Below are 26,534 nucleotides of genomic sequence, written 5' to 3'. Positions count from 1 at the left end.
GGGATCAGTAGGCGAAGGCGAGCGGGCGCTCGGCGTCGTCGTGGGTGTCGTCGATGGGGTGCTCCTCGCTGACGTCCGGCACGCCGGCCTTGGCGTAGCGCAGCAGCAGTTTCACCTCGATCACGGCGAGGGTGGCGTAGATCAGCGTGAAGGCGGTGAAGGAGGTGAGGACCTCGGTCAGCGAGACGCTGCGGGACACGCCGTTGCGGGTGAGCATCTCGCCGAAGACGATCCACGGCTGGCGGCCCATCTCGGTGAAGATCCAGCCGAACGAGTTGGCCAGCAGCGGCAGCACCGGCATGGCCAGCCCGGCGCGCAGCAGCCACTTGCTGCTCGGGGTACGGCCCCTGCGCTGGCTCCAGAGCACCAGCAGGGCGATCGCGCCGGCGGCCATCCCGAAGGCGATCATGAAGCGGAAGCTCCAGTAGGTGACCGGGATGATCGGGGTGTAGCTGCCCGCGCCGTACTGGGTGGCGTACTGGGCCTGCAGGTCGTTGATGCCGTGCACGGTGCCGTTCGGGTCGCCGGTGCCCAGGTACGACAGCAGGTACGGGATCTTGATGGCGAAGACCTCGCGGCTGCCGTCGAGGCTGCCGATGGTGAGCACGGAGAACGAGGCGGGGCTCTCGGTGGTGTAGAGGCCCTCGGCGGCGGCCATCTTCATCGGCTGCACCTGCGTCATGATCTTGCCCTGGATGTCGCCGGTGAGCAGCACGGCGGCGGAGGCGACCAGGACCACCCAGGAGCCGAACCTCGTGGCGAAGCGGTACGCGCCGGTGTCGGCGGAGTCCCGGTTGCGGATGACGTGCCACAGGCCGACCGCGACGATCAGCGACCCGGCGACCAGGAACGACCCGGCCAGGGTGTGCGGGAAGGTGATCAGGGCGACCTTGTTGGTCAGCACGGCCGGGAAGTCGGTCAGCTCGGCGCGCCCGCTGTCCGGGTTGATCCGGTAGCCGACCGGGTTCTGCATGAACGAGTTCGCCGCGAGGATGAAGTACGCGGACAGGTTGGTGCCGATCGCGGCGGCCCAGATGCTGGCCAGGTGGGCACGCTTGGGCAGCCGGTCCCATCCGAAGATCCACAGGCCGATGAAGGTGGATTCGAGGAAGAACGCGACCAGCGCCTCGATGGCCAGCGGCGCGCCGAAGATGTCGCCGACGAAGCGGGAGTAGTCGCTCCAGTTCATGCCGAACTGGAACTCCTGCACGATCCCGGTGACCACGCCCATCGCGAAGTTGATCAGGAACAGCTTGCCGTAGAACTTGGTGAGCTTCAGGTAGCGCTCGTTGCCGGTGCGGTGCCACATCGTCTGCAGGATCGCCACCAGCACGGACAACCCGATGGTCAACGGCACGAAGAGGAAGTGGTAGACGGTGGTGACACCGAACTGCCAGCGGGCAACGTCCAACGCGTCCACCTGAAAACCCCCAGCCATCCATACTACGAGACGTAGTAAATACTACTGCTCGTCGTAGCGGATGTGGCAGGGCCAGGCGGCCCGAACCGACCCGGGACCAATGACTCTGATCACCCTGTCAACCTGGCGACCCGCCCTCGCCGCCGCGGCCGCGCGTGCGACGATGGCGCGCTGATGGACACCGCGCACTCCCCCTGGCGGCCGCCGCTGATCTGGCGCACGGCCCTCGTGCTGGTCCGGGCCCTGGTCGGCCTGCTCGCCCGCCTCGAGGTCACCGGCGACGTCCCGACGCACCTGCGCCGCGGCCCACTGGTGCTGGCCGCCAACCACATCAGCCCGTTCGACCCGCTGGTCATGATCGCCGCCTGCCAGGCCCGGGGCATCGCCCCCCGGATCATGGCCACCGCCGGGCTGTTCCGGGTCCCGGTGTTCGGGGCCGCCATGCGCCACGCCGGGCACATCCGGGTCGACCGGGGCACCAGCGCCGTACACCGGGCCCTCGACGACGCCGCCGGCGCCGTCGCCCGCGGGTCGGTGATCCTCATCTACCCGGAGGGACGCATCGGGCTGGACCCCGGCATGTGGCCCGAGCGCGGCAAGACCGGAGCGGCCCGGCTCGCCCTGGCCTGCGGCGCGCCCGTCGTCCCGGTCGCCCAGTGGGGTGCGCACGAGGTGCTGCCCTACCGGGCGCCCCGGGGCATGCTGCGTGGCATCACCCGCTCGCTGTGGCGCCGCCCGGTGATCCGGGTGCACTTCGGGGCGCCCGTCGACCTGGGCGAGTCGAGCGCCGCGAGCCCCGGCGCGGCCCGCCGGGCCACCGACCGGATCGTCGACGCGCTCACCGACACCCTCGCCCCGCTGCGCCCCGACGAGCCCGACCGGCCCCGGCACGTCGACCCCGGCCGTCCCACCGACCTCAGCCGCGCCCACCGCCGCGAACCCCGCTGATCCTTGAGTCCGCCGGACCCGGTGAGCAGGACGGATGGCAGCGGGGGGCGACGATGACGATTGACGGCCGGATCGGACGGGCCAGAGGGGCCTGTCAGCGGGAGTCCCACCACGCCTTTCTGCGCCCTTTGCTCTGCACCCGCCGAAGCGCCGCCTACCCACGGTGACCGTCGCCTCCGTGGGTGCAGAGCAAAGGGCGAACGAAGGGCACGGGCGAGGGGCGGGGTCCGGAGCTGAGGGCCGTGGACCGGTCCGGGCGTCGAGGTCCGGCCGCCGCGCCCGCGCGGGTCTGCTCTTCGCCGGTAGGTCACCCGCCCTCCACCGGCGGAAGGCATACTGCGTCGCGTGCTGACCCGACCCGGCTACCTCGACGCGCCCGTGCCGCTGGCGTTCGCCCATCGCGGCGGCGCCGCCGAGGGCGACGAGAACACCACCGAGGCGTTCGCCCGGGCCGTCGGGCTGGGCTACCGGTACGTGGAGACCGACGTGCACGCCACCGCCGACAAAGTGGCGGTGATCTTCCACGACCCGACGCTGCGCCGGGTCACCGGCGAACCGGGACGCATCGCCGACCTGACCTGGGCCGACCTCTGCTCGGTACGCGTCGGCGGCGCCGCCGTCGTACCCCGGCTCGACGAGGTGTTGGACGCCTGGCCGCAGGTCCGCTTCAACATCGACGTCAAGGCCGACGGCGGCGTCGAGCCGACGGTCGCCACAGTGACCCGGGCCGACGCCGGCGACCGGGTGCTGCTCGCGTCGTTCAGCGACGCCCGCCTCACCCGACTGCGTGCCCTCACCGGCGGCCGGGTCGCCACCAGCCTCGGCATGCGCGGCGTCGCCCGGCTGAGGCTGGCGTCGCTGCACGGGCGTCCGCTGCGGTTGCCGCCGTCGGTGGTCGCCGCGCAGGTTCCGCCGCACTACGGGCGGGTGCCGGTGGTGGACCGCCGGTTCCTCGACTACTGCCACCGCCTCGGCCTGCAGGTGCACGTCTGGACGATCGACGAACCAGCCCAGATGCACGACTTACTGGATCGTGGGGTGGATGGCATCATGATCGATCACGTCGGCGTGCTGCGCGACGTCTACCGCAGCCGCGGCCACTGGGCCGCCTGATCAGCCAAGGACCCCGATGGCCGAGACCGTGACCCCCGCGGTGGACGACACCCCGCCCCCGGCGAGCACCCGCCGCGAGCGCCGCGGCTGGTACGTCTACGACTGGGCGAACTCCGCGTTCCAGACCACGGTGATCACCGTGTTCCTGGGCCCGTTCCTGACCACCGTCGCCGAGGTGGCCGCCGGGTGCGATCTGGGCGCGGACGACTGCGACGGCGTGGTCCACCCGCTGGGCATCACGGTGGCCGCCGGGTCGTACTTCCCGTACCTGATCTCGCTGTCGGTGTTCCTCACCGTGTTCGTGCTGCCGGTGATCGGGGCGATCGCCGACCGGTCGGCGCACAAGAAGCGGCTGCTCGGCGGCGCCGCGTTCACCGGGGCCGGTGCCACCATGGCGATGGCGTTCGTCACCGGCGACCGTTACCTGCTCGGCGGGGCGCTGTTCCTGATCGCGAACATCTCCTTCGGCGCGGCCCTGGTGGTCTACAACTCGTTCCTGCCGCAGCTCGGCACCCCGGACGAACGCGACCGCATCTCCAGTCGCGGCTGGGCGCTGGGCTACCTCGGCGGTGGTCTGCTGCTGGCGTTCAACCTGGTCGCGGTCACCGTCTTCAGCCAGGACGACAACCCGCAGCGCACCCTGGACCTGGCCCGCTGGTCGATCGTGTCCGCCGGCGTGTGGTGGGCGGTGTTCACCCTGGTGCCGCTGCGCTGGCTGCGGGAACGCCCCGGCGCGGCGGCGGCCCTGGGGCCGCGCGGCAACGTGCTCACCGACGGGTTCCGGCAACTCCTGCACACCCTGCGGGAGATCAAGGCGTACCCGTTGACGCTGTTCTTCCTGCTGGCCTTCCTGGTCTACAACGACGGCATCCAGACCGTCATCACCCTGTCCAGCCAGTACGGCACCGAGGAGCTGCGCCTGGAGCAGAGCACCCTGATCGTCACCATCCTGCTGGTGCAGTTCCTCGCCTTCGGCGGCGCGCTGAGCCTCGGCGCGCTCGCCGCCCGCATCGGCGCCTGGAAGACGATCCTGCTCAGCCTGGTGCTCTGGACGGCGGTGATCATCGCCGCGTTCCGGCTGCCGGCGGAGGCTCCGGTGCCGTTCATGATCCTCGGCGCGGCCATCGGCCTGGTCCTCGGCGGCAGCCAGGCGTTGAGCCGGTCGCTGTTCAGTCAGCTCATCCCGGCCGGCAAGGAGGGCGAGTACTACGGCTTCTACGAGATCAGCGACAAGGGCACCAGCTGGCTCGGCCCGCTGGCCTTCGGCCTGGTGTTCCAGCTCACCTCCTCCTACCGGGTGGGCCTGGTCTCACTGCTGATCTTCTTCGTGGTCGGGATCCTGCTGCTGGCCGCCGTGCCGATCCGCCGCGCCATCGTCGCCGCCGGCAACACCCCGCCCCGGGTGCTCTGAGCGCGCCCACCGCGCCCGGCCGATCCGGGCCGGTCGATGGGCTAGGCTGCCCGACCGTGACCGACGATGCCACCACCGCCCCGACCTGCCTGGCCCACCCGTTCCCCGGCGAGCCCCACCCGCCGGCCGGGTGCGTGGCCGCCCGCGGGCTCGACGGGCGGCCGGTGCACGCGGCGGCGTTGAAGTTCTTCTGGGGACCGATGGACTGCGGCAAGTCCACGATGGCGTTGCAGATGAACTACAACCACGCCCGGCAGGGCCGCCGGGGCCTGGTCACCACCCGCATCGACAGGTCGCTGGGCCCCCAGGTCACCACCCGCATCGGTCTGGCCCACGAGGCCATCGAGGTCACCGACGACCTGGACCTGCGGGCCCTGGTGCGCGGCCGGTGGGCCGACGGGGTACGCGTGGACTACCTGATCTGCGACGAGGCGTGCTTCTACACCGTCGAGCACGTCGAGCAGATGGCCGAGCTGGTCGACAGCTACGACGTCGACGTGTTCGCGTTCGGCCTGGCCACCGACTTCCGGTCGTGCCTGTTCCCCGCCGCGCAACGCCTGTTCGAGCTGGCCGACGAGGTGGCCCGCATCCAGGTCGAGGTGCTGTGCTGGTGCGGCCGGGAGGGGCTGCTCAACGCCCGGGTGGTCGACGGGCGGGTCGTCCGCGAGGGCGCCCAGGTCGTCATCGGCGACACCGTGGACACCGCCGAGGTCCGCTACCAGGTGTTGTGCCGCCGGCACTACCGCAGCGGCGACCTCGGCCCCCGCGACTGAACCGCCCGCCCGGACCACCGGTCGGCCACGATCACCGCCACGGTCAGCAGCACCGCCGCCGCCGCGCACGCCGCGACGGGCGCCTGATGCAGGTAGTTGAACGCCACCCGGCTCAACGCGCCGGTCCGCTCGCCGGCACTGGCGATCACCTGCGTCGCGCTCGGCGCCGACCGGGCGAAGTACACCCACCACAGCGCCACCGAACCGGCGAACGCCAGCAGGAACGCCCCGGACGTCACCAGGTCCACGTGCTGGGTGAGGGTGCTCCCGGTGATCAGGATCGACTCCCCCAGCGCGATCAGGACGAAGGCGGCGCACCGCTCGGCCAGGTGCCCACCCTCGACCATCCACCGCTCGGGGCGGCTGCGACCCCGCCCCGGCAGGGGATAGCCGATCGACAGACCGACCACCTCGAGCACGACCACCGCCGTCCACAGCGCCTCCCGGGCCGCCCCGCCCACCAGGCCGCCCAGCACCATGACCACCGACGTCCCGGCTATCCACGGCAGTGACTGCCGGAACCCGGCGACCAACCACGGGTTGTCCCGCACCGCCCACAGGCCGAAGGCGGTCCGACCCACCTGCACGCTGACATAGGTCACGGCGAACAGCAGGCCGGTCGCGCCGAACGCCTGCGGGATCGCCGCCGACAGCAGCAGGCTGCCCAGCGTCACCCCGAGCAGCATCGCCCGGACCGGACCCTGGTCCGGTTGCAACCAGTTGGTCACCCAGGTCGTGTAGACCCAGACGAGCCAGACCAGCGCCAGCAACAGGGCGGTACGCCCGACGCCACGCCAGTCCAGGTGCGCGATCAGGTAGTGCGACAGCTGGGTGATGGTGAAGATGAAGACCAGGTCGAAGAAGAGCTCCGTCGAGGTGGTCGGCTGCACGCCGTGGCGTGGTCGCAGCAACCGCGCGCGCAGCCCGGCGCCGGCCGACGGCTCAGAACGGGTCACCGCACACCCGCCAGTCCCCGTCCTCGCGGACCACCGGCAGCCGGCGCTCCTCGCTGATCCCGCCGGCACGGGTCACCGTCACCGTCACCGTGCCCCGGGGCCGGCCGCCCCGGGTCGCCACCGACACGTCGGTGATCTCGTAGTCGGTCACCATGGGTGGCGTCCGCACCCAACTGGTGAAGCCGATCGCGCTCCACCGGCTGCGCGCGTCCGCGCAGAGCCGTTCGTACGCCCTGTCGCTGTCACCGAGCGCGACCTCGTTGAGGAAACCGTCGGCGGTCTCCCGGATCGGGCCGGCGGCCTGCCGGACGGTCTGCAGGTTCCAGGCCCCCAGACCGGCCACCCCGACGCAGCACAGCGCCACGCCGAACCCGGCGAACGCCAGCCCGGTTCTCATTGGGCGACGCCGCCGGGCCGGTCGGCTCCACGACTGACCGGCACCCACGACTACCGACCGTAGAGAACACGATCGCGCCGGAGCACGACAAGCCGGAAACTGGGTACGCCCGACCTGCCGGTGTGCCCTGTTCGCGGCGGCCACGCATCGTCTACGGTCGGCGCACACCCCCGAGCAGTGCCAGGAGCCGATCGATGAGCCGCTTCGTGCAGCCGGTCCCACCCCCCGCCGATCCGTATGCCGGTGACGCCCTGCTGCGGTCCTGGCTGGAGCGTCATCTCGGCCCGGCCGGGCACGCCGCCGCGAAGGGCCGCCTGCACGACCTGGCCACCGACGTCGCCGGCCCGCTGCGCGCGGCGCACGTCGACGCGGAGGCGCACCCGCCGACGCTGGTCCGCTACGACCCGTGGGGCGCCCGGATCGACCGCGTGGACACCTCCGCCGGCTGGCAGGAGCAGCGGGCCGCCGCCGCCCGGCACGCCGTGGTCGCCCTGCCCTACCTGCCGGAGGCCCGCGGCACCTGGGGCGCCGCCGCCCGGGTCGTGCAGCACGCCCTGCTGCACCTCTACGGGCCGGAGTCGGCGACGTTCTCCTGCCCGGTGGCGATGGCCGACGGGGCGGCGGCGCTGCTCAGCCTGCCCGACGTCGACGCCGCGGTCCGTGACGCGTGGCTGCCCCGGCTGCTCTCCACCGACCCGGCCACGGCGATCACCAGCGGGCAGTGGATGACCGAGTCGCAGGGCGGTTCCGACCTGGGCCGGTCGAGCACCGTCGGCCGCCCGGCGGCGGACGGTTCGTGGCGGCTGACCGGGGAGAAGTGGTTCTGCTCCGCCGCGGACGCGGCGGTGGCGGTGGCGCTGGCCCGACCGGAGGGCGCCGGGCGGGGCAGTCGGGTGCTCGCGCCGTTCCTGGTGCCCCGTTACGCGGTCGACTCACCGCTGGCCGGCACCGTGCCGCCGGGAGCGCCCGCGCCGGGCGTCACCGTGCACCGCCTCAAGGACAAGCTCGGCACCCGGGCGCTGCCCACCGCCGAGATCGGTCTGCGCGACGCGTACGCCGTGCCGCTGGGCGACCCGACCCTGCCCGGTCTGGTGCGGGCGATGACACTGGTCGTGGTGACCCGGGTGCACAACGCCGCCGCGGCGGCCGGCGGCATGCGACGCGGTCTGGCCTACGCCCGCGCGTACGCCGACGCGCGGCACGTCGCCGGTGGCGCGCTGGCGTCCTCGCCGCTGCACCGGGCCACCCTGGGCACCCTCGCGGTCGACGCGGCGGGCGCGTTCGTCCTCGCCGGACACGCGTTCGCCCTGCTCGGCCGGGTCGAGGTCGGCGCCGATCCGCAGGCCGAGGCGGAGCTGCGCATCGTGGCGCCGCTGGCGAAGCTGGCCACCGGCCGGCTCGCCGTCAGCTCCGCCAGCGAGTATGTGGAGAGCTTCGGCGGGGCCGGCTACGTGGAGGACACCGGTGTTCCCCGCCTGCTGCGCGACGCCCAGGTGCTGCCCATCTGGGAGGGCACCACCAACGTGCTGGCTCTGGACGTGCTGCGCGCCCTGACCAGGGAGGACGCTGGAGCGCCGCTGCTGCGCCGGCTGTCCGCCGCCGTCGATCTGGCCCGGCCGCTGTCGCCGGCGCTCGCCGACACCCTGGCAGCCGCCATCGGGCAGGCGCGCGACGCCATCGCGGCGGTGACCGCGGACCCGGAAACGCCCGGCGTGCTCGCCGGAGCCCGGGGCCTGGCGCTGCGCCTGGCGTACGCGCTGACCGCCGCGCTGCTCGTCGAGCACGCCGCGTGGGGCGACGAGCAGGCCGACCTGGCAGCCCGGCTGTGGGCGCGCCGCTGGCTGCGGCACGAGGAGATCGCCGAGGACGCCCACCACCACCTGGACCTGCTCTGCTGACCGGTTGGCGCGTACGGACGGGCGGACACCATGTCGGTGCTGATCGAGCTGGGCGAGGACCGGGGCGCGCCCCTGGATGAGCGGGGGCCACCGCCACAGGTGTCCCGCCGCTGGTGGGTGGCGCTGCTGGTGGCGGTCTGCGCGTTGCTCGGCGGCGCCACGCCGACCGCGCCGCTGACACCTCTGCTCGGGCCGGCGGTGCCGGCTCGGGCGACGGTGCTCGGCGCGGGCCCGCTGCTGCTGGTGGTCGACCCCGACACGAACCCGCCGATGGTGAGCGCCTACGACTCGTCCGCGCCGCAGCGCGCGCCCCGGTGGCGGGTGGCGGTGGCGCCGGCCGCCGGCTGGTCCGCCGAGATCGCCGGTGACCTGCTACTGCTCGTCGAGCGCGACCAGATTCGCGGGTCGCGGGCCACCATCGCCCGGTCCGCGCGCACCGGGCAGGCGGTGTGGCGACGATCCGAGCGGGTGTATTCGGCCGGGGACACGGCGGTGGCGGTGAGCGAGGTCCGCAGCGCCGCCGAGCCGGGACGGCGGATCGAGGGCGTCGTGCACGGCGTCGACCTGGTCACCGGCGCGACCCGCTGGTCGGTGCCGGTGCCCTCCACGGCCGTGGTGCGGGTGCTGCCCGGCACACCCGGACGGTTGCTGCTGGTGCAGGACGACGGTCTGGCCCGGCTGCTCGACGCCCACGACGGCGCCGAACGTGGGCGGGGGCGGCTCCCGCCGGCCGACTACGGCCCGGACAATCCGCAGGTCGTCGGCGGTCATCTGGTGCTGCGCCACCCGAGCGGCGAACGGGTCGCGTTGACCGGTTACACCCTGGCCGGACTGACGGCACGCTGGACGATGCCGGCGGAGCCGGGTGAATTGACCATGCGGCCCTGCCAGGGCCTGGTCTGCGGACAGGACGACCGGAGCCGGTGGGCGCTCGACCCGGGCACCGGCGCACGGGTGTGGACGTGGCCGGCCGGCGCGCGGTGGCGCACCGTGGCCGGCCCCCGCACCGCCCCGGAGCCGCTGCTGGTGCTGGGTACGGCGTCCGGCGACAACCGGACCCTGGTCGCGACGGTGGGCCGCGACGGTCCACGGGTGACAGCGGTGCTCCCGGCGGGCCTGGTCGACTGCCGGCGGGTCGCCACCGGGCTGATCTGCCGCGACGGCACCGCCCGGGTGGCGGTCTGGCCGCTCGACAGCCCCTGATCGGGCCGGTCAGCGCAGCGGACCACGGGCGACGGCGGCACGCATCGTCGCCGGGTCGGCGGCCGGGACGAACTCCAGCCACCAGGTGGCGCCGGCCGCCGCCAGATCGTCGAGGTACGCGCGTTCGGCACGTTCGTCCGGTCGGCGCCGCCGTCCGCCGATCGCCACGTCGAACGGTAGGCCGTCGGCGCGGGTCGCCGGCAGGGCCTGCACCAGGTCGCGTACCTCGTCAGGGGTGAAGTCGGACCACCCGTCGGTGTCGGTGAGCTTGTACGGCACGATGCCGTCGGCGCAGGCGGCGCGCCGACGCACCGCACCGGCCTGGGTGCTGCCGCCGACCCAAACCGGCACCCGGGGTGACTGCACCGGCGGAGGCCGCAGCGCCACCCCGTCGGCGCGGTAGTGGGCGCCCCGGTGGGTGACCGGTTCGCCGCTGAGCAGCCCGGTCAGCAGGTCGAGACCCTCGTCGAGCATCGCGGCCCGCGTCGACAGGTCGGTCTGCTCCCCGAATGCGGCCAGGCCCCGGTCACCGGGGTCACCGACACCGACCGCCACGACGGCCCGGCCCGCGCTGAGGTGATCGAGGGTGAGGACCTCCCGCCCCAACTTCGCCGGGCGACGCCGGGGTAGCGCGGTGACGGTGGTCCCCAGTCGCACCCGGTCGGTGCGCCCGGCCATCGCGGCGAGGACCAGCCACGGGTCGTATGTGAACGGCTCGTCACCGCTGTAGTGGATCAGATAGTCCTCCAGGAACACGCCGTCCCAGCCGGCCTGTTCGGCGCATTTGCCCAGCTCGACGAGGGTGGACACGGCGACCGAGGCGCCGCCGCAGGAAATTTCCAGACCGTGTCTCATCAACGGACCGTAGGCCGAGCCTCCGACATCCGGCCGCGTCGTGTGTCGGTACCGGCGATGTCGGACCCCGGCGGCATACTGCCGGCGTGACAGCCTCTGCCGACCTCGCAATGGTCAACCTCGACAGTTCCGACCCCGCCGGGCACGCCGCGTTCTATCACGAGGTGCTGGGATGGGAGATCACCCACAGCCAACCCGAGTACGCGATGCTCAGCTCTTCTGGCGTCTCCATCGGCTTCGGCCTGGTCGAGGGTTACCGTCCGCCGTCCTGGCCGAATCCGAACGGCGACCAGCGCTACCACCTGGATCTCTACGTCGACGACCTGTCGGCGGCGGAGGAGAAGTTCATCGCGGCGGGCGCGTCCAAACCGGACTTCCAACCCGGCGGTGAGCGGTGGGTGGTGCTTCTCGATCCGATCGGCCAGCCGTTCTGCATCTGCCCGCGCCCGCAGAGCTGAGCCAGCCCGAGTCGGTTCACAACCCCGGGTCAGCTACGGCGACGGGACCGCGCGGCCCACACCGCGTAGGCCGGGTCGCGGTCGAGGTTGTGCCGGTCCCGGTCGTAGCGGCGGGTGGTGCGCGGGTCGGCGTGGCCCATCGCGTCCTGCACGTCCTCCAGCGGCACACCCTCGGAGCGGGCGGTGGTGGCGAAGGCGTGCCGCAGCGAGTGCGGGGACAGCTTCGCCCAGGCCGGGATGCCAGCGGCGCGGGCCAGCCGACGCACCATCCGGAACACCGAGTGCCGGTCCAGTCGGGCGCCGCTGGCGGTGACCAGCAGCGGGCCGGTCAGCTCCGACACCGGCACCCGGGCCGCGGCGGCCCGCTGGGCCAGGTACGCGTCCACCGCCCACCCGGTGCCGGGGGTCAGGGCGCGGCGACGTTGCTTGCCGCCCTTGCCGACGAAGCGCACGCTGCGGTGGCCGCGTTCGGTGCCGAGGTCGCTCAGGTCCAGCGAGATCAGCTCACCGACCCGCAGTCCCAGGTCGGCGAGGAGCGCGATCGCCGCCCGGTTGCGCGCGGCGGTCGCGCTGGTGTCCGCGTCGGCGGCGCCGAGCAGGGCGTCCACCTCCTCGGGGGTGAGCCCGACGGTGGCGGAGTGGTCCCGGTCGACGCGGGGGCGGTCGGCGCCGGCGACCGGGTTGGCGGCGACGGCGCCGAGTTTGACGAGGAAGTCGTACCAACTGGACAGCGCGGAGAGCCGGCGCGCGACGGTCGCCGGGGTGAGCGGGCGGCCACCGCGCACGTCGACGCCGGCTTCCAGGGCGCGGGCGTGGTCGTTGACGTGCAGGAAGGTGGCCCGCAGCGGGTCCAGGTCACGGGCGGCGCACCAGGTGAGCCAGCCGGTGACGTCGCGTCGGTAGGCGTCGCGGGTGTGCTCGGACAACCGCCGGTTGCGCAGCCACGCCTCGGTGACCTCGATCGGACCGCTGGGCAGCGCCGGTGGCGCGCTCGGGCGGGCGAGGGTCGGGGCGTGGGGGGACACCATGTGAAAAAGGCTCTCAGCCCCGGGTGGGATCGGGGCGGAGGCGCGCCGATCCCACCCGGGGCTGAGTGGTCACGCGTTGATCTGTCGGCGTCCGTTGCCGTTGGCGGTGATGGTGACCCGGCGGGGCTTGGCCCGCTCGGCGACGGGGATGCGTAGCGTCAGCACGCCGTTCTCGTAGCCGGCCTCAAGCTTGTCGGTGTCCAGGGTGTCGCCCAGGAACAGTCGCCGGGTGAAGGTGCCCATCGGGCGTTCGGCGGCGACCAGTTCGACGCCTTCGCCGGTGGGACGGCGACGCTCGGCCCGGACGGTGAGCACGTTGCGCTCCACTGTGCAGTCGATGCTGTCGGGGTCGACGCCGGGCAGGTCGAACGCGGCGTAGAAGTGGTCGCCATCTCGGTACGCGTCCAACTGCATGGTCGCCGGCCGGGCCGCCGTACCGAAGAACTGCTCGGTGAGTCGGTCGATCTCACGGAACGGGTCGGTACGCATCAACATGGTCATGCCTCCTCGGATCTCCTGGCCGAAGGTGATGGGTTGAGTCTGGGTGGCTCAACTTCCTCTTCTTATTTAGCGCGTCCGGGCCGGTTCGTCAACCGCTTCTCGAACCAGTGCTCGGCGTACGGCCCCCGCGAGTACGCCGGAATCTCGACGTAGCCGTGCCGGGCGTACAGCGCGCGGGCCTCGACCAGGTCGTGTCGGGTGTCGAGGCGGATCCGGTCGGCGCCGGCGGCACGCGCCGCGTGCTCGACGGCGGCCAGCAGCGCCGCACCCCCGCCGGTGCCCCGGTGCGCGGGCCGGACGAACACCCGGGTCAACTCGGCGAAGTCCGGTCGCCAGCGCAGACCGGCGCAGCCGGCCAGCTCGTCGCCGTGGTGAGCGAGGAGAAGCATCCCGCCCGGGACGGTGAGGTCGTCGCTGGGCAGTTCGTCGAGCGCCGCGTCGACCTCGCCGGGCCGGGCCGGACGGCGGTGGTAGCGGACCACCATCTCGGTCATGTACTCGCGCAGCAGCAGCGCCGCGTCGGGGTCGTCGGGTCGGACGGGGGCCGTCACCCAGGGGGGCCGGACGGTGCTGGTCACGGGTCGATCATCACCGTCCGGTCAACGGGATTACCCGCCTCGACGTTTGTGCCCCCGGTCGACCGCCTCGCGTGTCGACAACCCGGCGACGTGCAGGCGCGGCCAGTCGGCCAGGTCGCGCAGCACCTGCCGGTCGTGGGTGGCGACGACGACAGCGGCGGTGGTGTGCCGCAGCGCGACGGTCAGCTCGTCGGCGAGCGCCGACGACAGGTGGTTCGTCGGCTCGTCGAACAGCAGCAGCGTGGGCCGCCCGGCCAACGCCAACGCCAGGTCGAGGCGGCGCTGCTGCCCCTGCGACATCCGCCCGACAGGTGTGCGCCTGGCGGCGGCGTCCAGCAGCCCCAGCGACCCCAGCGACACGACATCGGCGTCCGCGAGAGCGCCGGAGGCGACCAGCTCCCCCACCCGATCTGCGTACACCTCGTCGGCGGTGCGTCGCGGGCCGTGGCCGGCGGTCTCCTGGCGGACCAGGGCGACCCGGGCCCCGTGCGCCGTCCACAGGTGCCCCTCGCCGGGGTCGAGCGCGGCGGCCAGCACGGCGAGCAGTGTGGACTTCCCGGCGCCGTTGGGTCCGGTGACGAGGAGCTGGTCGCCGCCGTCGATGCTGAGGTCGACCGGCCCGGCGAGCCGCCCGGCGACCGCCACGCCCTGCGCGCGGATCTGCGGCGCGCCCGGTCGTACGCCGGGGTCGGGCATCCGCAGCGTCGGCGGCGGCTCGGGCACGTCGACGCGGTGCGCCCGTAGCGCGTCCTGCTGCCGGTGCAGCGCCTGCACGACACCCGGGGCCCGGGACTGGCGCTGGTGCCTGCCGGTCCCCTTGTCCGGCCGCCACCCTGTGGAGAGCCGGTCGCGGGCCCTCGACACCGCGTCCTGGAGTCGACGACGCTCGTCCTGTTGCTGCTCGTGGTCCTGCTCCCAGCGCTCGCGCTCGCGACGCCGCGCCTCCTGCCAGGCGTCGTAGCCCCCGGCGTAGAGCCGGGGCGTGCCGTCGCGCGTCGGATCCAGGTCGAGGAATCGGTTGGCGACGTCGCGCAGCAACGCGCGGTCGTGGCTGACGACGGCGAGACCGCCGTCGTGCTCGCGCAGCCGACCGGTCAGGAAGTCCAGGCCACCGGCGTCCAGGTGGTTGGTCGGCTCGTCGAGCAGCAGCACGTCGTGCCGTGCCCCGAGCAGGCACGCCAGCCGCACCCGGTGGCGCTGCCCGACCGACAGCGTGTCCAGGCGACGCTCCCGGTCGGTGCAGGCGTCGAGGGCTTCCAGGGCCACGTCGACGCGACGCTCGGCGTCCCAGGCGTCGAGCCGGGTGGCCGCGTCGAGCGCGGCGGCGTAGCGGTCGTCGGCGCTCGGGTCGCCCTCGACCAGGGCGAGGGTCGCCGCGTCCAGCGCGGCGAGGGCCGCGAGCGAGGCGGCCAGCGCCTCGGTGGTCAGGGTGCCGACGGTCTCCCCGGCGCGTACGGACAGCTCCTGGCGGGCCAGTCCGATGGTGCCGGCCCGCTGGACGGTGCCGTCGTCCGGGGTGAGCAGCCCGGCGAGGACGTGCAGCAGCGTGGTCTTGCCGCGGCCGTTCTCGCCGACGACCGCCACCCGCGACCGGGCGGAGACGGTCAGCGACACGTCGGTCAGCACGCGACGGGACCCGCGGGTCACGCTGACGTTCGTCGCGCGTACGTGGGCGCTGGCGCCCGCGTCCACGGGCGGCGACAGGTTTTCGGGTTTCGGGGTGAGGTTCACTGGTGCTCCGCAGCTCGCGATGGAGCCGGGCAGCGACTGGCGGCCGCCCGGCGGGAACCGGGACGGCGAGCGCGAACTCAGCAGGTGGAAGGCGCCGCCGTCAGCGGGCGGAGCGGACCTTCTGCGACCAGTTACCTCGTGCCATGGCGGCGATGTTAGCAGCGTCGACGCCGCCGCTTCCACGGATTTCGCCCACCCCGGGACGCGGCCAGGGGTGGGCGGAGTGCGGTTATCGGCGGGGGCGGGGCAGCAGCGCGATCAGCGCGACCGCCACGGCCACGTGCGTCGCGCCGAGGAACAGTTTCGCGCCGCCGGTGGCCTCGGTGCCGGCCAGGGGCGCGAAGGACACCAGCGTCACGACGAGGGCCAGCGTGATCCAGGCCGGGCGGGCGATCCGTGGGGTGAACCGCTCCAGCACCGCCAGCGCCGCCCAGCCGAGCAGGGCCGCACCGAGGGAGACCAGGACGATCGCGGCCGCCCCGATGACCGTCGCGGGCTGACCCGGGCTCTCGACGGTGTAGTCGACTCCGGCCAACGCGCCGATCGACCAGATGGCCAGGCAGGACACGACGGCGACGCCGACGCCGAGGGCACGGCGGCGTAGCGGTGATGGGGCGGGGGTGGTGACGGCCGCAGCACTCATGACGGACTCCTCGTTCCGGGGAAGCGAACGAGTAAGACCGTAGCAGATAGTCTTGTTCGGAACTATCTTCCTTAGGACTAACAGCCGGATCGGCTCCCCGGCGCGTACGGGGAGGTGTGCGCGAGTGGTCCGCCCACCAGCGCCAGGAGGGCACGCAGGAACACCTCTCGGTCCTGCTCGGGCAGGGTCGCGAGGAGGTCGTCCTGGATGCGTCGCACCACCTGCCGCGCCTGCCGCAGGACCTGCTCCCCCGCCGGCGTCACGGTGACCAGCCGGGCCCGTCGATCCGTCGGCGCCGGGCGGCGTTCGGCCAACCCGGCCCGTTCCAGCTGGTCGAGGGTCACGACCATCGTGGTCTTGTCCACACCGCACCGCTCGCCGATCTCCCGCTGGGTCAGCTCGCCGGTGCGGGCCTGCGCCAACACGTAGTGCGCCCGGGGCGAGATGCCCAACTCGGCCAGCCCCGCGGCATGCTCGGTCTGCAACGCGTGGCTCGCCCAGGAGAGCAGGAACAGCAGGTCCGGGGGGCCGTCGGCGGGCGTGCAGGAGGTCATCCGCCGAGGCTAGCAAGATGGTCCGCGACCGGACGATCCGCGCGCGGACGATCAGAGCCGCTGGTAGACGCCGTGCTCGCGGGTGAGCAACCGCTCGTCGACCAGATACCGGCGCAGCGTCGCGTGATCCGACCCGCCGGCGGCGCACCACGTCTTCAGGGCGTCGTCGACGGCCCGCTCCGGATAGCGGGTGCCCCTGGCGAACGACCGCTCGGCGATGTGCGCCAGCAGCACTCGCCGCCGACCGCGCTGCGCCGGCAGACCCACCAGGACGTCCCCGCGCAGGAACGTGCGCAGCACCGGGTCGACGGCGGGGTCGGCGTCGTCGGGAGGACGGCTGTCGCGCGCGGCCTCCCGCAGCCACCCGTCGTCGACGGTGAGAGCGCCGTCCGTGCCGGTGACAAGGCCCGCGTCGCGGAGCCGGCGCAGCCCGGTGAGCACCACCCGGGCCGGCAGGCCGGTCCGCTCGGCGATCACGCTCGCGCTCGTCGCGCCCAACACGACCGCCGCGAAGATCCGTCGTCGTCCGTCGTCGGCCAGGGCCCCGGCCAGCGTGTGCGCACTCACGTCGGTCACCTTCTCATCGGTGTACGCGGACCGCCACGCGATTTCCGGCTGCCCGGCGCGGGTTGTCGACGCCGCGCGGTCTTGTTAGCGTGCCGGCGCGGGTCGAGGGTCGCTGGCCGAGCATCCGCTGCCGCAGCTGGTGGCCGCCGGTGTACCGGTCACCATCAACTCCGACGACCCGCCGATGTTCTCCACGACTCTGAACGAGGAATACCAGGTGGCCACCGACCTGCTCGATCTGGACGAGCGCGGCGTCGCCGAGCTGGCCCGCCAAGCGGTGCGGCACTCCTTCGTCGACGACGCGGGCAGGACCGCCCTGCTGGCCGAGATCGACGACTATCTGCGGACGTTCCCGTCGACGACCACCGCCGTCCACGGTCTCCGCTGATCACTGCTTGTCGGGGCTGCCCGAAGGCTGGTCGCCGGGCGGTCGCTCGGCGACCAGCAGCACCTGGCGCAGCAGATCGGAGAGCTGCCGTCGCTCGGTGGGGGTGAGCGCGCCCAGCAGGCGGCGCTCCTCCGCGCCCTGGATGTCCATCGCCCCGCGCCACGCCGCGTGACCTTCCTCGGTGAGTTCCACGTCCACCCGGCGGCGGTCCACCGTGGAGGGGATTCGGCGCACGAAACCCCGCCGCAGCAGCGCGTCCACCCGGGCGGTGATCGAGGCGGGCGCCATCGCCAGGTCGGCGGCGAGGTCCGAGGGCGCCGCCCGGCCGCGGCGGCCGGCCAGGGCGTGCAGGGTGTCGTACTCGTGCGCCGGCAGGTCGAGGTCGACCAGGACCCGTTCCTTCACCGTCCGCAGGTGTCGGGTCAGCCGGATCATGCGGGTCACCGCGCCCTCGATGTCCACGTCGAGATCGGGCACGACGGGCTGCCAACGCGCGATGTGCCGGTCGACCGTGTCCGGAGTGTTGGTCACCGGGCCAGCTTACCTCAATGCCGAAATATTCATTGCCGAAAGGTTCGGTGTCGAAGTAAGTTGCCGGTATGGCTCATCCCCTTCGCGTCCGTTCCTTCCGGCTGCTGTTCCTGGGCCGCACCGTCTCCGCCCTCGGCGAGGCGGTGGTGCCCGCGGCTCTGGCCCTGGCCGTCCTGCGGGCCACCGGCTCCACCGGCACGCTGGCCGCCGTGCTCGCCGCCGCGATGGTCCCCCGGCTGCTCCTGCTGCCGCTGGGTGGCGTCGTCGCCGACCGGTTCGACGCCCGCCGGGTCGCCCTGCTGGCCGACCTGGTCCGTTGCGCGACGCAACTGGCGGTCGGCGCGCAGTTGCTCGGCGGTCAGCCGTCGCTGGTCACCGTGGTCGTGGCGTCCGCGCTCGGCGGCACCGCCTCGGCGTTCGCCATCCCCACCGCGTCGCCGCTGATCGCCGGCACCGTCGAGCCGGCCGAGCGGCAACGGGCCAACGCCCTGATGGGGATCACCGCGAACACCAGCCGCCTCGCCGGGCCGGCGTTGGCCGGAGCGCTGATCTGGGCCGCCGGACCCGGTTGGGCGTTCGTCCTCGACAGCGCGGCGTTCGCCCTCAGCGCCGCGCTGCTCGCGCTGGTCCGGGTCCGACACGTGCCGGTGCCCCGCCGCTCCGTCCTGGCCGACCTGCGGCACGGCCTCGGAGAGGTACGCTCCCGCGACTGGTTCTGGAGCAGTCTGGTGGGACACGGCGTGTGGAACGGCGCCGCCGCCGTGCTGATGACCCTCGGACCGGCCGTCGCCATCGACCAACTCGGCGGCGAGACGACCTGGGTGCTGCTGTTGCAGGCCGGCGCGATCGGGATGCTCGCCGGCTCCCTGCTGGCCGGGCGGGTGCGGCTACGCCGACCGGTGCTGCTGGCCAATCTCGGGCTGGCCTGCTACGCCGCGCCGCTGTTCCTGCTCGCCGTCGCCGCGCCCGCCCCGGCGGTGCTCGCCGCGTACGCGGTGGCGATGACCGCCCTGGGTTACCTCAACCCGGTGTGGGAGACAGTGGTGCAGCAGCACTTCCCGCCGGAGGTCCTGGCCCGGGTCACCTCGTACGACTGGCTGGTGTCACTCGGCGCCACCCCGCTGGGCTACGCGTTGGCGCCGCTGGCCGCCGACGCGTTCGGCGCACCGGTGCCGCTGATCGTCGCCGGCCTGCTGGTCCTCGCCTGCTGCGCGGGCACCACGCTCGTCCCCGGCGTACGCCGACTCACCTGGTCGCCGGCGCCGCAACCGCAGCCGGCCGAACCCGTCGGCGTGCGCTGACGTCCCCTGCCGGTCGGGGAAGGTCAGGTTCCACCCCGGGAGCTGACCTTCCCCGATCGGCGCTAACCGAGCAGGTAGGCCCGGATGATCGTCTGTTCGACCTGGTTGCCCTGGCCGTCCGCGGCGGTGGCCCGCAGCGACACGTGCCTGGCGTCGGCCGGATGCGTCACCACGGCCACCCCGATGCCGCCGCTGCGGGTCACCGTGGCCGGCTGCCAGGTCGCTCCGTCGTCGTAGGACACCTGTACGGCGAGGTCGGTGACGGTGCCACCGGTCGAGCCGGGCTGGTGCTCGACGCGGACCGGGATGACGAAGCGCCTCCCGGCCGGGGCCGTCCTGCCCTCGGCCAGGGTCGGCGCGTACCGGACCGCGAGCAGCGCGAGCGCCGTCGGCAGCGTGCCGTCCACGGGGCCGGAGCGGAACGTCCACGCCGACGACACAGTGGTGGAGACGTCGGCGTAGCTGGACCGGTCCACCGCCGCCTCCAGCCGGTACCTCGCCTCCTCGGCGGGGACGTCGGCGCGCAGCGAACCGTACCGCCGGCTCTCGGCGAGCACCTGTCCGTCGCGGTACAGCGCGGTACGTCCGCTGTCCTGGCGCACCTTCGGCAGGCTGCCACGGCCGGCTGTCGGGTCGACGAGCAGGCCGTCGTCGACGACGATCTGCCCCGCCGGGGTACGCCGTGCCCCCTGCTCCGAGTCGGCCGGCCGGTCCCCGAACGCGGGGGCGAGGACAGCGCCGTTCCAGGTCTCCCGGTAGGACCGACCCGCCCGGTACGCGACAGCGGGCTGGGTCAGGTTCACCTCGGTGGCGTTGCCGGTGTCCAACTGCACGAACATCCGCTGCCAGCGCGCGTTGTCCCGACCGTGGTAGTAGTCGACGCGCCCGCCCGGCAGGCGCAACTCCGGGGCGATGACCGCGCCGGTCGCGCCCGCCGCCGCCGAACCGGCCGCGCCGACACGACCCGCCGGCCCGTGGAAGGTGCTGGTCACCGCCGCCAGATCCCCCGTACGGAGGTGGTGGGTCAACCCGGTCGGCAGCGCGCCGGGGGTGATCCACCCGAGGTGGTAGGCGTAGGGGCTGTCCAGGTAGTCACCGTCGGCGGTGGCGCGGGCCCAGCCGGCGGAGATGTCGGACTGGAAGGTGTCCCCGGCGCTCGGGCCGCCGACCTGCGCGGTGAACAGGTTGTCGAAGCCGCGCCGGACGTTCTGCCAGCCGAGCACGGTGTCTCGGGTGGGATAGCGCGCGGCGACCCGGTAGCCGATGTCGGCGTGGGTGAAGCGGGCGGTCGGTTCGGGGACCGTCGCGGTAACCGGCTGCCCGGACCGGGCGTCGAGCACGACGCGGGTGTCGGCGGTGAGGGTCAGCTTCGGCCGGGCCAGCAGGGTGACCGTCTCGGTGTCCTGGTAGGCGTCGGTGAAGACGAGCGCCCCGAGGGTGTAGTCGCCGGCCGGCAGCCGGTACGTGTGCTCACCGGGGGTCCACTCGACGACGCTGGACCGGTCGGCCCAGGAGGTGATCAGGCTGGTGTGCTCGGCGGCGTTCGCGCCGTGCCGGTCCAGGACCCGCACGGTGAGCGCGTACCGCTCGACGTCGCGGAGCACCGACAGCACAGTGGACACCGGCGTGCCCGCCTCGGGTGTGGCGGTGATCCGCCCGGTGTACCGGCCGTCCGGGGCGCTGACGGAGGTGTCCACCGTGACGGTGACACCGGCGCTCCCGCCCGCCGGCACGGTGAGCCGCTGCGGGTCGACAGTGAGCATGCCGTGCGGCGCGGTCGTCCCGTCCGGACCGGTGAGCGTGCCCGCCATCGCCACCGTCACCGGCGCGGAGCCGTCGTTGCGGTAGGTCACCGTCCGGGTCACCGGGGCGTCGTCGTGGTGCGGCCACTCCCGTACCCCGAGGTTGAGGCTGCCGGTGTCCGGTACGACGCTCGCGGCGAGCGCGGGACGGAGGTCGACGCGGCCCGCGCCCTGCGCCGAGGTGTCCGCACCGGGCAGGGCCACCGCGGTGGCGATGAGCGCCGCCTTGAGCTGCGCGCCGGTCCAGCTGGGGTGCCGCTGCGCCAGCAGCGCCGCCGCGCCGGCGACGTGCGGTGTCGCCATCGACGTGCCGCTCATCCGCGCGTACCGGTCGCCGACCGGGTCGATCAGGTCCGTGGGGGCCTGGCCCGACCGGGCGGCGACGATGTCGACGCCGGGTGCGGTGATCTCCGGTTTGGTGCCGCCGTCCCCGAGCCGGGGGCCGTGGCTGGACAACTCGGCCACCTCTTCGGCGCGGGTTCCCGCGGCGACGGAGAGGGCCGCCTCGGCCGTCGACGGCGAGTCGACAGAGCTGACGACAGCGCCGTCGTTGCCCGCCGCCACCACGAACAACGTGCCGTGTCGCGCGCTGAGCCGGTTGACCGCCTCCTCCAGGAGGTCCACCTCGGCGGTGTCCTCGCCGCCGATGCTCATGTTCACCACGTCGGCGCCCCGCTCGGCGGCCCACTGCATGCCGGCCAGCATGGCCGACTCGCTGCACGACATGTCCTCGCAGACCTTGCCGACGAGCAGGTCGGCGTCGGCGGCGACACCCCGGTAGCGGCCGTCCGACGCGGCTCCGCTGCCGGCGATGGTGGACGCGACGTGGGTGCCGTGCCCGATCACGTCGCCGCCCTCGGCCGCTTCGCTGAAGTTGCGGTTCTCCCGGACCCGGCCGGCCAGGTCGGGGTGGCTGGTGTCCACACCGGTGTCCAGCACCGCGACGGTCACCCCACGGCCGGTGAGTCCGGCCTGCCAGGCGGCCGGCGCGCCGATCTGCGCGGCGCTCTGGTCCAGGCTGACGCGCAGCCTGCCGTCCAACCGGACCGACTCGATGCCGCCGGCCAGCCCGGGACGCCGTCCGTCGGCGGACGCGCGGGTGGCCGCGGTCAGTCCGGACCACCAGGTGACGGCGTCCCGCTTCGGGGTACGCGCGCCCCACGCGTTGACGTGCGCCAGCTCAGCGGTCACCGCCGCGCGGTGCCGCCGCATCCAGTCGCGGGCGCCGGTGCGGGTCGCCGGGTCGCGGTAGCGGACGACCAGCGGGATGCTGTCGCGCCGCGCGTCGTCGTAGCCGGCGGCCAGCAGCGTGGTCACGTCGAACAGGCGTCGGTCCACCCGGCCCGCGGCCAGCAGACCGACGGCGTCACCCGGGATGACCAGGTCGTGTCCCTCGTGCCGCTGGCGGAGGAAGCCGACGCCGTCCCGGTCGGCGCCGGGTCGTACCGTGATGGTGCCGTCACCCCGGACCTCGACGAGATCGCCGGTGATCAGCGTGACGGCGCGGGCCGGGGCCTGCGCGGCGGAGACGGCGTCGTGTGTCGCGGCCGGCGGCGAGGGCGTCGCGGCGGCCGGTGGACCGATGGTGGACACGACGGCGAGGCAGGCGGGGACGGCCAGCCAGCGTAGACGGTGCACAGAAGCTCCTCAGGAGTGCCGATGGCCGGCCACCAACCAGGCGGCCGGCCATCGGGTACGGGACAAGCTGCGACTATTCCTGCGGCAGGCTCGGCCGCTGCGGCGCGGCGTCGGACCACTGCGCGGTCAGCACCACTGTGGTGCTCTGCTTGCCGGGAACCGCGGCGTCCTTCGGGGTCGAGCTGGTCTGCTCGCCGAGCAGGCGGTGGGTCGACGGGTCGACGATCAGCCGCACGGTGCCGCTGTCGTCGCGGAACTCCACGCCCTGCCCGGAGCGCCCGTGCGCGTCGGTGACGGCGTCGAGACCACGCACGCCGGGGATCTCCGCGAGAATCCGGAACGCCGCGCCGCGTACCTTCGGCGGGGCCGGGGTGTCCAGCAGCATCCGACCCAGGAAACCGAAGAGCAGTCGGTCGCTCGTCGGGCTGCCGGCGGGGACGCCCATCCGCGCCCGGATGCGCTCGCTCGTCCACGCCCGCAGCGCGCGCGGCTCGTCGGGCAGCCGCCGGACCTGCTCCAGGTCGAGCTGCCCGAGGTCCTCCAGGTAGCGGGGGGCCGACCGGTCCCTGCTCAGCGTGCCCGCGTCCGGCCGGGTGGACAGCACCAGCGGTTTCGGGCCGTCGGTGTCGAGGGTCCATTCGCTCGGTGCGCCGGCGGCGCGCCACGCCCGCTCGTCGGCCTGGCTGGCGGGCCGTACGCCGAGGTCGCGGTGTCCGGTCCAACTGGCCTCGGCCGGGTCGCTGGCGTCCCAGCTCTCGGTGACGCTGCGCCGCAGCAGCCAGTAGCCGGCGTCACCGGCGCGCTGTGGTCCAGTGAGGTCGAGCGTCTTGACGTGCCAGTACCTGCCCGTCTCGGCGGGTGCCTGCTCCGCCCGGTTCGCCGCGGCGAGCAGGATGTCGCGCGCCAACAGCGTGGTCGTCGCGTCCGGTTGTTGACCGGCGACCGGCGGGCTGTCGGGCCGCGACTGCTGCGGCGTCGAGATCACCGACACCGCCAGTACACCGGCGGCGACGGCGCCGGCCAGCCCGGTACCGAGGAGGGACCAGCGCAGCGCCGGCCCCGACCGGCCCGCCACCCGCCGGTCGGCCGATCCTTCGGCCGGCGCGGCCGTGACGATCTCGTCCAGCACCCGTCGCCCCGCCTCGCTGTGCGTCCACCCGGTCGAGTCCGGCCGGGCCCGGCGCACGATGTCGTCGATGTTCACTGGGCCTCTCCCACTGTCATTGGACGGTGAACCGGCTGCGCGGCGGCAGCCGTGCTCGAACGCTGAAAAGCGTCGCGGAACCGGTTGCGGGCGCGGTGCAGCCGCACCGCGTAGGTGGGTCGCGACACGCCGAGCACCCGTGCCGCCTCCGCGGCGCTCAGGTCGAACCAGGCCGCCGTGACCAGCACCTCGCGGTCGCGCTCACCGAGCGCGTGCAACGCCCGCCGTACCTCGTCGCGTAGCGCCACGTCGTCGGCGAGGTGGTCCGACGTGTCCGGTACGGCCGTCGACTCCACCATCCGCTCGTCCAGCGCGGCCTTCGCCGCGCCCTGTCGACGGCGGGCCAGGATCACGGTCCGTGCCACGCCGAACAGCCACCCTCGCTCCTCGCCCGCCCGGACCCGGTGCAGTGACCGCCAGGCGACGAGGAACACCTCACTCACCACGTCCGCCGCGTCCTGTCGACCGACCCGCCAGCTCGCATACGCGTGGATGTCGTCGGCATGTCGCCGGAACAGCTCGGTCACCCGATTTTCCCGATCTCGCATCGCACCTCCGCAGCACTGCTCTGTCGGGGGTACTTGTCAGCGAGACGGCCGCCGATTACCGCTGGCGGCAAGAAATTTCTCGCGGAGCAACCCGGGCGGCGTCGTGTCGACGCAGCGCGCAGCGGCGGGTGACGACGCAGGGTGCGAGCCCGTCAGGCCAGCCGGGCGTGCAGGTGCGTGTCGGCGTGGCGGACCGGCTCGCGGAGCAGGCTCTCCAGGGTGGATCCGGCACGGGCGGCCACCCGGCACGACGCCGCTTCGGCGGTCGGGGTTGCCGGACCGGCGGCGGCACAACCGCAACCGGCCGAGGTTCGGTGACCGGCTCTGTCCTGGTCGGTGGGTCAGCCGGCGTCGCGGGCCAGCGCGACGAAGCGTCGCCAGGACTGCGGGCTGAAGGCCAGGGTGGCGCCGTTGCGATCCTTGGTGTCCCGGACCAGGACCACACCCGGGAGGTTGTCGGCGACCTCGACACAGTTACCGCCGTTGCCGCCGCTCTTGGTGCTCTTCCGCCAGCGCGCGCCGGTCATGTCCATGCTGCTGCCGCTTCTCTGAGGAGTACCAGGGAACGGCCTCGGGGCAGTGCCTCTCCGCGAATCCGCTCCCACCGTCGCTCCAGATTAACAAGGTCCGATGGCTGGTCGAGGATCTGCGCCTGGGCCGCGCTGTCGACGTGGGCGACTCGGGAGCCGTCCGGCATGTCGGCGATGGTGAACGGCCCGTCGAGCCCGGGGTAGCTGGGCGCGTCCGCCGGGACGACGTGCAGTTGCACGGTGCCCGCCTCGGCGTGCTCCAGCAGGCTGGCGAGTTGCGCGGCCATCAGGGCCCGGTCGTCGCCGACGCGCCGGCGCAGCACCCCCTCGTCGAGCACCGCCACCAGAAGCGGGCCGCCACCCGGCCGGCTGAGGATCGCCTGCCGGTCGATGCGCGCCTCGGTGAACTCGTCGACCGCCTCCGCCGTCAGCACCCCGCCGGCCAGGGTCGCCCGCGCGTACGCCTCGGTCTGGAGCAGGCCGGGCACCCACGCCAACTCAAACGACCGCAGGGTCACCGCCTCGCGTTCGAGGTCGACCCACGGCCGGAACCACACCGGTTCGCGGCGGCGGCCGGCGTCCGGCCACAGTGTGTCGATGTCCTTGGCGAGGAGATCCGCGACTGTCGCTCGGTGTCGACTCTGGGGGATGTGCCCGGGGTTGGCCCAGCGGGCGACGGTTTTCGGATGCACACCGAGCCGGTCGGCCAGGCTTTCGGCGGTGTGACCCGCAGCGGCGAGCGCTGCGACAAAGACGTGGTTCATGCCGTCCTCTCCTGGTGCAAAGCGGCTGCGATGAAGAAATAACGTAACGCTGTGTGTTTGTCCAGCCACTACCGGCAAAGTGCGGTTATGGCGGCGCGGCCAGCAGGGATCCGAACCCGGCGGACGCGTCAGCGGGGCCGCTTGCGGCGGGCGAGCACTCCCGGAAGCGGCCCCTTCCCAGACGCCGAGCAGAGGGAAGATCGGTGCCGGACAAGGACGAGAAGCCGGGCCGGCTCAGGGCCGGGGACGTGGTCCTGCTGACCACCGCCGCGAGCGTGCAGTTCCGGACCCCGATAGTGGTCCGCGTCATCCGCGAGATCCCCGACCGACACACCTACGACGGTTGGCTCTGGCTCGACGCCTACCAGCTCAACAGCAAGGGCGAGGCCGTCGCCCGGCGGGAACTGTTCGTGATGCGCGCGGGCCTGCGGTTGCGCGCCTGCGGGGAGGCACGCCCACCCGCGCCGGCCCGACGACGCGCCACCGTGCGGGCCGTCTGATGCCCGAGCGCCGCACGCACTGCCCGTCACGGCCGTCGTGGCGCTGCCCGGTCTGCGGCATCCTGTGGCCGTGCTCGGCCGCCAAGCTGCGCCTGCTCGCCGAGTACCGGGAGGACCGGCCGGGGCTGCTGACTCACCTGGCGAGGGTTCAGCGGGAAGCCGCCGCCGACCTCGCCGCGCTGCACCCGGGCGTCACACTGCCCGATCTGACTCCGCGTTTCGTCGGCTGGGCCGCGACCCGTTGAGCCAGCGGCCCCCACAGACCGGACCCGCCAATTCCTGACGCGACCCGAA

27 protein-coding genes and 1 pseudogene are annotated in these 26,534 nt (G+C 73.5%); 11 read left to right on the top strand and 17 right to left on the bottom strand.

Annotation, left to right across the window (positions count from 1 at the left end; translation table 11 throughout):
* Nucleotides 1-4 precede the first annotated feature (4 nt).
* Nucleotides 5-1,420, bottom strand: a complete 1,416-nt coding sequence (locus tag O7634_RS25480; RefSeq protein WP_278154077.1) for a cytochrome ubiquinol oxidase subunit I — start codon at nt 1,418-1,420, stop codon at nt 5-7.
* 174 nt (nt 1,421-1,594) lie between these two features.
* Here O7634_RS25480 and O7634_RS25475 point away from each other — a divergent pair, with 174 nt between their 5' ends.
* From O7634_RS25475 to O7634_RS25460, 4 genes are all read left to right on the top strand, one after another.
* Nucleotides 1,595-2,368: a lysophospholipid acyltransferase family protein gene (locus O7634_RS25475; RefSeq protein WP_278152653.1), complete on the top strand. Its 774-nt coding sequence runs from the start codon at nt 1,595-1,597 to the stop codon at nt 2,366-2,368.
* A 345-nt stretch (nt 2,369-2,713) separates the two neighbouring features.
* A complete protein-coding gene (locus tag O7634_RS25470) occupies nt 2,714-3,481 on the top strand; it encodes a glycerophosphodiester phosphodiesterase (protein WP_278152652.1) in 768 nt (255 codons plus the stop codon).
* A gap of 16 nt (nt 3,482-3,497) precedes the next feature.
* The gene (locus tag O7634_RS25465) at nt 3,498-4,892 is read left to right on the top strand and encodes an MFS transporter (RefSeq protein ID WP_278152651.1); all 1,395 of its coding nucleotides are present in this window, start codon (nt 3,498-3,500) and stop codon (nt 4,890-4,892) included.
* A gap of 134 nt (nt 4,893-5,026) precedes the next feature.
* Nucleotides 5,027-5,665, top strand: coding sequence for a thymidine kinase (locus tag O7634_RS25460; protein WP_278154076.1), 639 nt, complete (start codon nt 5,027-5,029; stop codon nt 5,663-5,665).
* Here the strand turns inward: O7634_RS25460 and O7634_RS25455 are convergent.
* Nucleotides 5,632-6,621: a low temperature requirement protein A gene (locus O7634_RS25455; protein ID WP_278152650.1), complete on the bottom strand. Its 990-nt coding sequence runs from the start codon at nt 6,619-6,621 to the stop codon at nt 5,632-5,634. The genes O7634_RS25460 and O7634_RS25455 overlap by 34 nt on opposite strands.
* Nucleotides 6,608-7,018, bottom strand: coding sequence for a DUF4878 domain-containing protein (locus tag O7634_RS25450; protein WP_278152649.1), 411 nt, complete (start codon nt 7,016-7,018; stop codon nt 6,608-6,610). Before O7634_RS25450 ends, O7634_RS25455 begins: the two co-directional genes overlap by 14 nt.
* 194 nt (nt 7,019-7,212) lie before the next feature.
* Here O7634_RS25450 and O7634_RS25445 point away from each other — a divergent pair, with 194 nt between their 5' ends.
* The gene (locus O7634_RS25445; protein ID WP_278152648.1) at nt 7,213-8,916 is read left to right on the top strand and encodes an acyl-CoA dehydrogenase family protein; all 1,704 of its coding nucleotides are present in this window, start codon (nt 7,213-7,215) and stop codon (nt 8,914-8,916) included.
* A 30-nt stretch (nt 8,917-8,946) separates the two neighbouring features.
* Nucleotides 8,947-10,119, top strand: a complete 1,173-nt coding sequence (locus O7634_RS25440; RefSeq protein WP_278152647.1) for a hypothetical protein — start codon at nt 8,947-8,949, stop codon at nt 10,117-10,119.
* Between the two features lie 9 nt (nt 10,120-10,128).
* On the opposite strand, the gene O7634_RS25435 is transcribed toward O7634_RS25440, so the two are convergent.
* A complete protein-coding gene (locus O7634_RS25435) occupies nt 10,129-10,974 on the bottom strand; it encodes an LLM class flavin-dependent oxidoreductase (RefSeq protein WP_278152646.1) in 846 nt (281 codons plus the stop codon).
* An 86-nt stretch (nt 10,975-11,060) separates the two neighbouring features.
* Here O7634_RS25435 and O7634_RS25430 point away from each other — a divergent pair, with 86 nt between their 5' ends.
* Nucleotides 11,061-11,432, top strand: coding sequence for a VOC family protein (locus O7634_RS25430; protein ID WP_278152645.1), 372 nt, complete (start codon nt 11,061-11,063; stop codon nt 11,430-11,432).
* Nucleotides 11,433-11,461: 29 nt separating this feature from the next.
* Here the strand turns inward: O7634_RS25430 and O7634_RS25425 are convergent, their stop codons facing one another.
* The 7 genes from O7634_RS25425 to O7634_RS25395 form a co-directional block, all read right to left on the bottom strand.
* Nucleotides 11,462-12,460, bottom strand: a complete 999-nt coding sequence (locus tag O7634_RS25425) for a tyrosine-type recombinase/integrase (RefSeq protein ID WP_278152644.1) — start codon at nt 12,458-12,460, stop codon at nt 11,462-11,464.
* Between the two features lie 69 nt (nt 12,461-12,529).
* Nucleotides 12,530-12,955: an Hsp20/alpha crystallin family protein gene (locus O7634_RS25420; protein WP_278154075.1), complete on the bottom strand. Its 426-nt coding sequence runs from the start codon at nt 12,953-12,955 to the stop codon at nt 12,530-12,532.
* 68 nt (nt 12,956-13,023) lie between these two features.
* Nucleotides 13,024-13,539, bottom strand: coding sequence for a GNAT family N-acetyltransferase (locus tag O7634_RS25415; RefSeq protein WP_278152643.1), 516 nt, complete (start codon nt 13,537-13,539; stop codon nt 13,024-13,026).
* A gap of 30 nt (nt 13,540-13,569) precedes the next feature.
* A complete protein-coding gene (locus tag O7634_RS25410; RefSeq protein ID WP_278152642.1) occupies nt 13,570-15,270 on the bottom strand; it encodes an ATP-binding cassette domain-containing protein in 1,701 nt (566 codons plus the stop codon).
* A 229-nt stretch (nt 15,271-15,499) separates the two neighbouring features.
* Nucleotides 15,500-15,913, bottom strand: a complete 414-nt coding sequence (locus tag O7634_RS25405) for a DUF6069 family protein (protein WP_278152641.1) — start codon at nt 15,911-15,913, stop codon at nt 15,500-15,502.
* 77 nt (nt 15,914-15,990) lie between these two features.
* Nucleotides 15,991-16,467, bottom strand: a complete 477-nt coding sequence (locus O7634_RS25400; RefSeq protein WP_278152640.1) for a MarR family transcriptional regulator — start codon at nt 16,465-16,467, stop codon at nt 15,991-15,993.
* A 51-nt stretch (nt 16,468-16,518) separates the two neighbouring features.
* The gene (locus O7634_RS25395; protein ID WP_278152639.1) at nt 16,519-17,034 is read right to left on the bottom strand and encodes a DUF2087 domain-containing protein; all 516 of its coding nucleotides are present in this window, start codon (nt 17,032-17,034) and stop codon (nt 16,519-16,521) included.
* A 112-nt stretch (nt 17,035-17,146) separates the two neighbouring features.
* On the opposite strand from O7634_RS25395, the pseudogene O7634_RS25390 reads away from it, so the two are divergent.
* Nucleotides 17,147-17,422, top strand: a pseudogene (locus tag O7634_RS25390) (hypothetical protein); the annotation flags it as partial.
* On the opposite strand, the gene O7634_RS25385 reads toward O7634_RS25390, so the two are convergent.
* The gene (locus O7634_RS25385) at nt 17,423-17,953 is read right to left on the bottom strand and encodes a MarR family transcriptional regulator (protein WP_278152638.1); all 531 of its coding nucleotides are present in this window, start codon (nt 17,951-17,953) and stop codon (nt 17,423-17,425) included. It abuts the pseudogene before it with no gap.
* 68 nt (nt 17,954-18,021) lie between these two features.
* On the opposite strand from O7634_RS25385, the gene O7634_RS25380 reads away from it, so the two are divergent.
* Nucleotides 18,022-19,254 carry an MFS transporter gene (locus O7634_RS25380; RefSeq protein ID WP_278152637.1) on the top strand — a complete coding sequence of 411 codons (1,233 nt, stop codon included), beginning with the start codon at nt 18,022-18,024 and terminating at the stop codon, nt 19,252-19,254.
* Nucleotides 19,255-19,316: 62 nt separating this feature from the next.
* On the opposite strand, the gene O7634_RS25375 is transcribed toward O7634_RS25380, so the two are convergent.
* The 5 genes from O7634_RS25375 to O7634_RS25355 all read right to left on the bottom strand — a co-directional run bounded on the left by O7634_RS25375 (nt 19,317) and on the right by O7634_RS25355 (nt 25,740).
* Nucleotides 19,317-22,694, bottom strand: a complete 3,378-nt coding sequence (locus O7634_RS25375; protein WP_278152636.1) for a S8 family serine peptidase — start codon at nt 22,692-22,694, stop codon at nt 19,317-19,319.
* A gap of 73 nt (nt 22,695-22,767) precedes the next feature.
* The gene (locus O7634_RS25370; RefSeq protein ID WP_278152635.1) at nt 22,768-23,898 is read right to left on the bottom strand and encodes a CU044_5270 family protein; all 1,131 of its coding nucleotides are present in this window, start codon (nt 23,896-23,898) and stop codon (nt 22,768-22,770) included.
* Nucleotides 23,895-24,446, bottom strand: coding sequence for a sigma-70 family RNA polymerase sigma factor (locus O7634_RS25365; RefSeq protein WP_278152634.1), 552 nt, complete (start codon nt 24,444-24,446; stop codon nt 23,895-23,897). The genes O7634_RS25370 and O7634_RS25365 overlap by 4 nt, the downstream gene beginning before the upstream one ends.
* A gap of 341 nt (nt 24,447-24,787) precedes the next feature.
* Nucleotides 24,788-24,979 (bottom strand): DUF397 domain-containing protein, encoded by a 192-nt coding sequence (locus O7634_RS25360; protein WP_278152633.1) that lies wholly within the window; start codon nt 24,977-24,979, stop codon nt 24,788-24,790.
* Nucleotides 24,970-25,740 carry a DUF5753 domain-containing protein gene (locus O7634_RS25355; protein WP_278152632.1) on the bottom strand — a complete coding sequence of 257 codons (771 nt, stop codon included), beginning with the start codon at nt 25,738-25,740 and terminating at the stop codon, nt 24,970-24,972. Before O7634_RS25355 ends, O7634_RS25360 begins: the two co-directional genes overlap by 10 nt.
* A gap of 203 nt (nt 25,741-25,943) precedes the next feature.
* On the opposite strand from O7634_RS25355, the gene O7634_RS25350 reads away from it, so the two are divergent.
* Nucleotides 25,944-26,240, top strand: coding sequence for a hypothetical protein (locus tag O7634_RS25350; protein ID WP_278152631.1), 297 nt, complete (start codon nt 25,944-25,946; stop codon nt 26,238-26,240).
* Nucleotides 26,240-26,485, top strand: coding sequence for a flavin reductase (locus O7634_RS25345; RefSeq protein ID WP_278152630.1), 246 nt, complete (start codon nt 26,240-26,242; stop codon nt 26,483-26,485). Before O7634_RS25350 ends, O7634_RS25345 begins: the two co-directional genes overlap by 1 nt.
* The last annotated feature ends 49 nt before the right edge of the window (nt 26,486-26,534 follow it).

The organism is Micromonospora sp. WMMD1120, from assembly GCF_029626235.1.
In the GTDB taxonomy this organism is placed as follows: Bacteria; Actinomycetota; Actinomycetes; order Mycobacteriales; family Micromonosporaceae; genus Micromonospora.
The sequence above is the reverse complement of the archived record's forward strand: the minus strand, read 5'-3'. Positions and strand labels throughout refer to the sequence as shown.